The 8634-nt window shown below is 33.1% G+C and carries 9 protein-coding genes; all 9 read left to right on the top strand.

Annotated features, from left to right (window positions below):
• The first annotated feature begins 149 nt into the window (after window positions 1–149).
• The 9 genes from purE to purN are packed head-to-tail and all read left to right on the top strand — an operon-like array spanning window position 150 to window position 8619.
• Window positions 150–632: a 5-(carboxyamino)imidazole ribonucleotide mutase gene (gene purE, locus CD129_RS06795; RefSeq protein WP_078356763.1), complete on the top strand. Its 483-nt coding sequence runs from the start codon at window positions 150–152 to the stop codon at window positions 630–632.
• Window positions 619–1746 (top strand): 5-(carboxyamino)imidazole ribonucleotide synthase, encoded by a 1128-nt coding sequence (gene purK / locus CD129_RS06790; protein WP_107509838.1) that lies wholly within the window; start codon window positions 619–621, stop codon window positions 1744–1746. The genes purE and purK overlap by 14 nt, the downstream gene beginning before the upstream one ends.
• Window position 1747: 1 nt before the next feature.
• Window positions 1748–2449 carry a phosphoribosylaminoimidazolesuccinocarboxamide synthase gene (gene purC, locus CD129_RS06785; RefSeq protein ID WP_078356765.1) on the top strand — a complete coding sequence of 234 codons (702 nt, stop codon included), beginning with the start codon at window positions 1748–1750 and terminating at the stop codon, window positions 2447–2449.
• On the top strand, window positions 2450–2710 hold the full coding sequence (gene purS, locus CD129_RS06780) for a phosphoribosylformylglycinamidine synthase subunit PurS (protein ID WP_078356766.1): 261 nt from the start codon (window positions 2450–2452) through the stop codon (window positions 2708–2710).
• Window positions 2710–3381: a phosphoribosylformylglycinamidine synthase subunit PurQ gene (purQ, locus tag CD129_RS06775; RefSeq protein WP_115337609.1), complete on the top strand. Its 672-nt coding sequence runs from the start codon at window positions 2710–2712 to the stop codon at window positions 3379–3381. Before purS ends, purQ begins: the two co-directional genes overlap by 1 nt.
• Entirely contained in the window at window positions 3374–5563 is a 2190-nt protein-coding gene (purL, locus tag CD129_RS06770) for a phosphoribosylformylglycinamidine synthase subunit PurL (protein ID WP_115337608.1), read from the top strand. Before purQ ends, purL begins: the two co-directional genes overlap by 8 nt.
• A complete protein-coding gene (purF, locus tag CD129_RS06765) occupies window positions 5542–7038 on the top strand; it encodes an amidophosphoribosyltransferase (protein WP_078356769.1) in 1497 nt (498 codons plus the stop codon). The genes purL and purF overlap by 22 nt, the downstream gene beginning before the upstream one ends.
• The gene (purM, locus tag CD129_RS06760; protein WP_115337607.1) at window positions 7022–8056 is read left to right on the top strand and encodes a phosphoribosylformylglycinamidine cyclo-ligase; all 1035 of its coding nucleotides are present in this window, start codon (window positions 7022–7024) and stop codon (window positions 8054–8056) included. The genes purF and purM overlap by 17 nt, the downstream gene beginning before the upstream one ends.
• Window positions 8053–8619: a phosphoribosylglycinamide formyltransferase gene (gene purN, locus CD129_RS06755; RefSeq protein WP_078356771.1), complete on the top strand. Its 567-nt coding sequence runs from the start codon at window positions 8053–8055 to the stop codon at window positions 8617–8619. Before purM ends, purN begins: the two co-directional genes overlap by 4 nt.
• The last annotated feature ends 15 nt before the right edge of the window (window positions 8620–8634 follow it).

Genomic DNA, 8634 nt, shown 5'->3' with positions numbered 1-8634 from the left:
CTTTAATACGAACATAAATCAATAATTTTTATAAAAAATATAGAAAATGTTCGTTTTTCCATTGAAAATAGCATTATCAATTGTTATGCTATATCTGTAATATACACAATAAAAGTTAAATATTTCAACTATTTGAAAGGGTGACCTACATGAAAGTGGCAGTAATAATGGGTAGTTCTTCAGATTGGCCAATTATGAAAGAAGCATGTGACATGCTGGATTACTTTAGCATTCAATATGAAAAAAAGGTTGTATCTGCGCATAGAACACCATTAGAAATGGTTGATTTTGCTAAAAATGCTACTAGTCAAAACATCGATATTATTATCGCTGGAGCAGGAGGAGCTGCACATTTACCAGGAATGGTAGCGTCGTTAACAACAGTTCCGGTTATAGGTGTACCAATTGAATCGAAAAGTTTAAAAGGCATGGACTCATTATTATCTATAGTACAAATGCCAGGTGGAATACCTGTTGCAACTACAGCTATTGGTAAAGCAGGTTCTAAAAATGCTGGAATATTAGCAGCAAGAATGATTGGTATGACGGATGAAGATGTTAGAAAACAATTAGTGAATTATGAAAAAAGTTTAGTCGATAAAGTGGAGGAAATGCAAAATGACTTATTATAACCTCGAAACTGGTGACATGATAGGTATTGTGGGTGGCGGACAATTAGGTAAAATGATGGCACAATCTGCACAAAGAATAGGATTTAAAGTAGCAATACTTGATCCTGATGAGAATTGTCCTGCACAATTTGTCGCTCATGAATTTATAAATGCGGATTATTCAAATGAAGACGCACTTAATCAATTAGGTGAAATCTCGAAAGTAGTAACTTATGAATTTGAAAATATAGATGCACAACAATTAAAAACACTTTCCAATAATTATAATATTCCTCAAGGAAGTGAAACTGTTGCTTTATTACAAGATAGATTAACTGAAAAACAAACATTAGAAAGCGCTAATGTAAACATTGTACCGTTTTTAGAGGTTAATCACGCTCAAGACTTGAATAAAGCGATTGAAACAATAGGCTTCCCTTTTATTATCAAGACGCGCTTTGGTGGTTATGACGGAAAAGGTCAACTTGTTATTCATTCTAATAATGATTTAGATGAAGCGAGAAATCTAATTGCCAATACACCATGCGTAGTTGAAAAATATCTCCCTCTTTATAAAGAAGTATCCATAACAGCAACTCGTGATATTTATGATCAAACTGTTTATTTTCCACTACAAGAAAACGAACATAGGGATCAAATACTATATAAGACAATTGTTCCAGCTCGTGTAGACCTTGAAGAACAAGCTATAGATGAAGTGAAGAAGATAATGACTAAAGTTCACTTTATCGGTACTTTCACTGTGGAATTTTTTGTAACAAATGATTTGAAATTATATGTTAATGAAATTGCACCAAGACCACATAACTCAGGGCATTACTCTATTGAAGCTTGTGACTATTCCCAATTTGATACACATGTACTTGCAGTTGCAGGTTGGCATTTACCGAAAAAAATTAATTTATTGCAACCAGCCATTATGATGAACTTATTAGGACAAGATGTCTCAAATTTAAAAAATGAATTTTATAAACATCCAGATTGGCATGTTCACATTTACGGTAAGAAAATTAATAAAATTAATCGAAAAATGGGGCACATTACCAAGCTATCACTTGATCTAGATAAGGATGAATTAACATTTAATCAAACTTTTGAAGGGCGGAACAAGTAACATGTCATTACTTTATGAAGGTAAAGCTAAAAGAGTATTTAATACAGAACAAGAAGGCATTTTGAGAATTGAATATAAAGATGAAGTCACAGCAGGTAATGGTGCTAAAAAGGATGAAATGATTGGTAAAGGTAGATTAAACAATCTAATTACTTCTAAAATTTTTGGAATATTGAAACAAAAAGGTGTATCAAGTCACTTTATAGAGCAAATATCAGATACTGAACAACTTGTTAAATCTGTAGATATCTTTCCATTAGAAGTAGTAGTTCGTAACGTAGCTGCTGGATCCATTTGTAAAAGGTTAGGATTTGAAAAAGGTCATACATTTAAACAACCATTATTAGAATTATTTTATAAGAAGGATGAGTTAAATGATCCTCTTATCACAGATGATCATGTCGCTTTGCTTAATATCGCATCGACAGAACAACTTTCTACTATTAAAGATGAAGCTTTAAAAGTTAATGAAGTGTTAAGTAAAGTAATGAATGAGATGAATTTAATATTGGTCGATTATAAAATCGAATTTGGCATTACAAAAGATGGTCAAATTTTATTAGCTGATGAAATATCCCCAGACACTTGTAGAATTTGGGATAAAGAAACAAAAGAAAACTTTGATAAAGATGTATATAGAGAAGATACGGGATCATTAATCGATACTTATGAAACTTTTTATAAAAAATTGGAGGAACTATAAATGAAGAAGATTGAATTGCATATCACATTACAAGGACAAGTATTAGACACACAAGGACAAGCATTAAATAGAGCTGTGCATGATTTAGGATATGAGCAAGTGAATGATATTAGAGTAGGTAAAGTTATTTATATGACTGTCGATGAAACAGATGAAAATACAATCAAAAATGTTGTAAATACATTAAGTGAAAAACTATTTGCCAATACTGTAATCGAAGAATATAGCTTTAAAATTCTAGAAGATAAGGAGAACGCGTAATGAAATTAGCTGTATTAGTATTTCCAGGATCTAATTGCGATCGTGATATGTTTAATGCTGCTATGCGTTCCGGTGTTGATGCAGCATATGTAGATTATAGAGAAACAACTCTTGAAGGATTTGATGGGGTCTTAATACCTGGTGGATTTTCATTTGGTGATTATTTGAGATCTGGTGCGATGGCTCGTGTTGCTCCAATTATTAATGAAGTAAAAAGACTTGCTAGTGAAGGTAAACCTGTACTAGGTGTTTGTAATGGATTTCAAATCTTAACTGAAGTTGGGCTATTACCTGGTGCCTTACTACATAACGATAGTCATTTATTTGTTAGTAGAAATGAGCATTTAACAATTGTAAATAATGAAACTAAATTTACGAACCTATATAAAAAAGATGAAACAGTTGTTTATCCTGTTGCTCATGGTGAGGGTCATTATTATTGTACTGATGATGTTTATAATGAACTTGTAGAAAATAACCAAATTATATTAACTTATAATGACAATCCAAACGGCTCATATAAAGATATTGCGGGCATAATAAATAAGGAAGGTAATGTTTGTGGTATGATGCCACACCCAGAACGTGCAATGGAAACATTACTTGGATCAGATAGCGGTGTCAAATTATTTCAATCTATGATCGAAAGTTGGAGGGAACAACATGTCTAAGTTTTTAGAACCAAGTATAGAAGAAATTGAAAAAGAATATTTATATAAAGATATGGGCCTAACAGATGAAGAATATCAAAAAGTGATAACTATATTAGGTAGAAAACCTAATTTCACAGAGATTGGAATCTTTTCTGTTATGTGGAGCGAGCATTGTTCTTATAAACATTCTAAGCCATTCTTAAAACAATTCCCGACTTCTGGAGAACATGTATTGATGGGACCAGGTGAAGGTGCTGGTGTTGTTGATATTGGTGACAATCAAGCGGTAGTGTTCAAAGTAGAATCACATAATCATCCTTCAGCAATTGAACCTTATCAAGGTGCAGCCACTGGTGTCGGAGGTATAATTCGTGACATCGTATCTATCGGTGCGAGACCAATTTCATTATTAAATAGTTTGAGATTTGGCGAATTATCAAGTAAGACGAATCGTAGACTGTTTAGTGGTGTAGTAAAAGGTGTGGGTGGATACGGAAACTGTATCGGTATTCCAACAGTAGCTGGTGAAATTGAATTTGATGGTCGTTACGATGGTAATCCACTTGTAAACGCGATGTGTGTCGGTATTATCGAACACGATAAAATCCAAAAAGGTACTGCTAAAGGAATAGGCAATCCTGTTATATATGTTGGATTAAAAACTGGCAGAGATGGTATACATGGAGCAACATTTGCATCAGAAGAATTAAGTGAAGCATCTGAAAGCAAAAGACCATCTGTCCAAATAGGTGATCCTTTCGTAGGTAAAAAATTAATGGAAGCAACTTTAGAAGCGATAACATATCCAGAATTAGTTGGAATTCAAGATATGGGAGCTGCAGGTTTAACTTCATCATCTTCAGAAATGGCAGCTAAAGGTGAAAGTGGTATTCATTTACATTTAGAAAAAGTACCAACACGAGAAGAGGGCATATCTCCTTACGAAATGATGCTATCTGAAACACAAGAACGTATGCTCTTAGTAGTTGAAAAAGGAACTGAACAAAAATTCTTAGATTTGTTTGAACATCATGAATTAGATTCAGCTGTAATTGGAGAAGTAACGGATACTAATAGATTTGTATTATCTTATGAGGACGAAGTTTATGCTGATATTCCAGTTGAACCTTTAGCTGATGAAGCGCCAGTATATATTTTAGAAGGAGAAACTAAAGAACACCATAAAGATGCAAATCAATATGATCATATTGATGTTGAAGATGTGTTTACTAAACTTATTAACCATCCAACGATTGCATCTAAGCATTATGCTTATGACCAATATGATCAGCAAGTTGGAGCAAATACTATCATTAAACCAGGTATTAGCGCTGGTGTTGTAAGAGTAGAAGGTACAAATAAAGCAATTGCGTCAACAATTGATGGAGAAGCAAGATATGTTTATAACAATCCATATGAAGGCGGAAAAATGGTTGTAGCAGAAGCATACAGAAATCTTATTTCTGTAGGTGCAAAACCTTTAGCGATGACAGATTGTTTAAATTATGGTTCTCCAGAAAAGAAAGAAATCTATCAACAATTAACAGATTCTACACGAGGTATGGCTGAAGCATGTGAAGCTTTAAATACACCAGTCGTTTCAGGAAACGTCTCTTTATATAATGAAACGAAAGGAACTTCAATTTTCCCAACACCAGTAGTTGGAATGGTTGGATTAATTGAAGATGTTAATTATTTAAATGATTTTGAGCCAAAAGTTAATGAACGCATATATATAGTTGGAGAAACTAATAACGATTTCGGTGGAAGTCAAATCGAAAAATTATTATATACAGAAGTAAACCATGAATCAAGCTCAATTGATTTAAATGCAGAAGTTAAACGTGGCGAACAAATTAAAGAAGCAATTAATGCAGGCACGGTTTCTCATGTCCAAGCAATTGGAAAAGGTGGTATAGCTATTAGTTTAGCAAAAATATCAACACACTTTAATTTAGGATTAGATGTAAATGTACCAGTTTCAAATGCACAGTTATTTAGTGAAACACAAGGTCGATACATTTTAATCGCTAAAGAAGAACAAATAGTAGAAATTGATGGTGCGGTTGAAATAGGTAAAGTAACTAACGATGCTCAATTTACATTAACGAATGATTCATCTCAAATTAAATATGATGTATCTACTTTGGATGAACAGTTGAAGGGAGCTATAACGCAATGCATGAAATCAAGAGTTTAAATGAAGAATGTGGTGTGTTTGGCATTTGGAATCATCCAGAATCTGCACAATTAACATATATGGGACTTCACAGTTTACAACATAGAGGTCAAGAAGGCGCAGGAATTGTTTCTTCAAATGGACTGGAGCTTAAAGGTGAAAGAGGTTTAGGATTGCTAACAGATGCGATTTCTGATGTTCAATTAGAAACATTTAAAGGTAATCAACATGCGATTGGTCATGTAAGATATGCGACATCAGGAAATAAAGGTATTGAAAATATTCAACCTTTTTTATATCACTTTTATGATATGAGTGTAGGCGTTTGTCATAATGGGAATTTGGTCAATGCACAAAGTTTACGTATTGAGTTAGAAAAGGAAGGCGCAATTTTTCATTCTTCATCTGATACAGAAGTCATTATGCATCTTATTAGAAGAAGTAAAGCACCTACTTTTGAAGAAGCACTAAAAGAAAGCTTAAACATTATAAAAGGTGGATTTACGTTCGCATTATTAACTAAAGATGCACTTTATGGAGCAGTAGATCCAAATGCAATAAGACCTTTAGCAGTAGGTAGAATGAAAACAGGTGCTTATATTATTGCAAGTGAAACATGTGCAATCGATGTTCTTGGCGCAGAGTTTATTAGAGATATACATGCTGGGGAATTTATTGTCATTAATGATGATGGTATAAGAGTTGAGTCTTATACAAAAGACACGACAACTGCAATTTCAGCTATGGAATATATTTATTTTGCTAGACCAGATTCTACAATAGCAGGTAAAAACGTACATGCTGTTCGTAAAGAGTCAGGTAAAAAACTAGCCCAAGAAAGTCCTGTTGTTAATGCAGATATGGTTATTGGTGTTCCTAATTCATCTCTTTCAGCAGCATCTGGATTTGCAGAAGAAAGCCACTTACCTTATGAAATGGGTCTAGTTAAAAATCAATATGTAGCTAGAACATTTATCCAACCAACTCAAGAATTACGTGAACAAGGTGTCCGTGTTAAATTATCAGCTGTAAAAGATATCGTACATGGAAAAAATATTGTGCTTGTTGATGATTCAATTGTTAGAGGAACTACAAGTAAGAGAATTGTGAAGATGTTAAAGGATGCTGGGGCAAATGAAATACATGTTCGCATTGCTTCACCTGAATTTATGTTTCCTAGTTTTTATGGGATTGATGTTTCGACGTCTTCAGAATTAATATCTGCTAATAAATCACCTGAGGAAATTAGAGATTATATTGGTGCAGATTCATTATCATATTTATCTGTTGATGGGTTAATTCATTCAATAGGTTTAGATAAAGATGTTCCATATCATGGTCTTTGTGTTGAAAGTTTTACAGGAGACTATCCTGCAGGGCTATATGATTATGAAGAGAGATATTATGAAAATTTAAGTCCACGTCAAAAGGCTTATCTAGAAAATAACAAACAATACTTTGATAAAGAGGGTAATCTTAATGTCGAAAGCATATAAAGCATCTGGTGTAGATATAGAAGCGGGCTATGAAGCGGTAAATAGAATGAAGTCTCATGTACAAAGTACGATGAGAAAAGAAGTACTAGGTGGATTAGGTGGATTTGGTGCAGCATTTGATTTGTCTCAATTAAATATGAAGAAACCCGTTTTAGTATCGGGTACTGATGGTGTAGGCACTAAACTGAAATTGGCTATTGATTATAATAAACACGACACGATAGGTATTGATGCAGTGGCGATGTGTGTTAATGATATATTGACGACTGGTGCTGAACCTTTATATTTTCTTGATTATATTGCAACAAATAAAGTAGAACCAGAAACAATTGAAGCAATCGTATCTGGAGTATCTGTAGGTTGTAAAGAAACTAATTGTGCGTTAATTGGTGGAGAGACTGCAGAAATGGGTGAAATGTATCATCAAGGTGAATATGATATTGCTGGTTTTTGTGTTGGAGCGGTTGAAAAAGATGATTACATCGATGGAAGTAATGTTGATGAAGGTGACATTATAATCGGAATAACATCTAGTGGTATACATTCTAATGGATATAGTCTTGTAAGAAATTTAATTAAAGAAAGTAAAATCAATTTAAATGATCAATTTGATGAAAATAGAACATACTTAGAAGCGTTTCTTGAACCAACTAAACTATACGTTAAACCAGTACTTTCAGTATTAGATAAAGTGAAAGTGAAGGGTATGTCGCATATTACTGGTGGAGGCTTCATAGAGAATATTCCTAGAGCTATTCCAAATGATAAAGATGCTGAAATAGATGTTAGTACATATAAAGTACCTCAAATATTTGAGTGGCTAAAAAAACAAGGAAATATTGAAGCTTCAGAAATGTATAATGTATTTAATATGGGTATTGGATTTGTTCTAATTGTTAATAAAGAAGACCAAGAAGAAACATTGAATATTTTAAAACAACATAATGAAGAAGCTTTCGTTATTGGTGGAATTACAAATGGAACTGGAGAGATCAATATATCGGGGGTTCAATCATGATTAAAATTGCAGTATTTGCTTCAGGAAATGGTTCAAACTTCGAAAAAATTATGGAAAACATTGAAGCAGGATATTTAAACCATATTGAGGTTACTGCTTTATATACAGATAATCCGAATGCTTTTTGTATTGAAAGAGCAAGACGGTTTAATTTACCAGTATATATTATTGATCCAAAAACTTATGACGATAAAAAAGAATATGAAGAAGCACTGTTAACGAAATTATCACAAGATAGAGTGAGCTGGGTTATTTTAGCAGGTTATATGAGAATTGTAGGTCCAACACTATTGAAACAATATGAAGGTAAAATGTTGAATATTCATCCTTCTATTTTACCGAGTTTTCCTGGTAAAGATGCTGTTGGACAAGCACTTGATTATGGTGTGCGTGTCACAGGTGCAACTGTACATTATGTTGATAGTGGTATGGATACTGGTAAAATAATTGATCAATTAAGTTGTTCTGTATATCCAGATGATACAAGAGAAACATTGCAATTAAGAATACAAAACTTGGAATACGAATTATACCCACGTGTCATAAAAGAAATCATTCAATAAAGGAGTCTTTACAAA

It is taken from the genome of Mammaliicoccus fleurettii, assembly GCF_003970575.1.
In the GTDB taxonomy this organism is placed as follows: domain Bacteria; phylum Bacillota; class Bacilli; order Staphylococcales; family Staphylococcaceae; genus Mammaliicoccus; species Mammaliicoccus fleurettii.
This window is presented reverse-complemented; position numbering and strand designations above follow the sequence as displayed.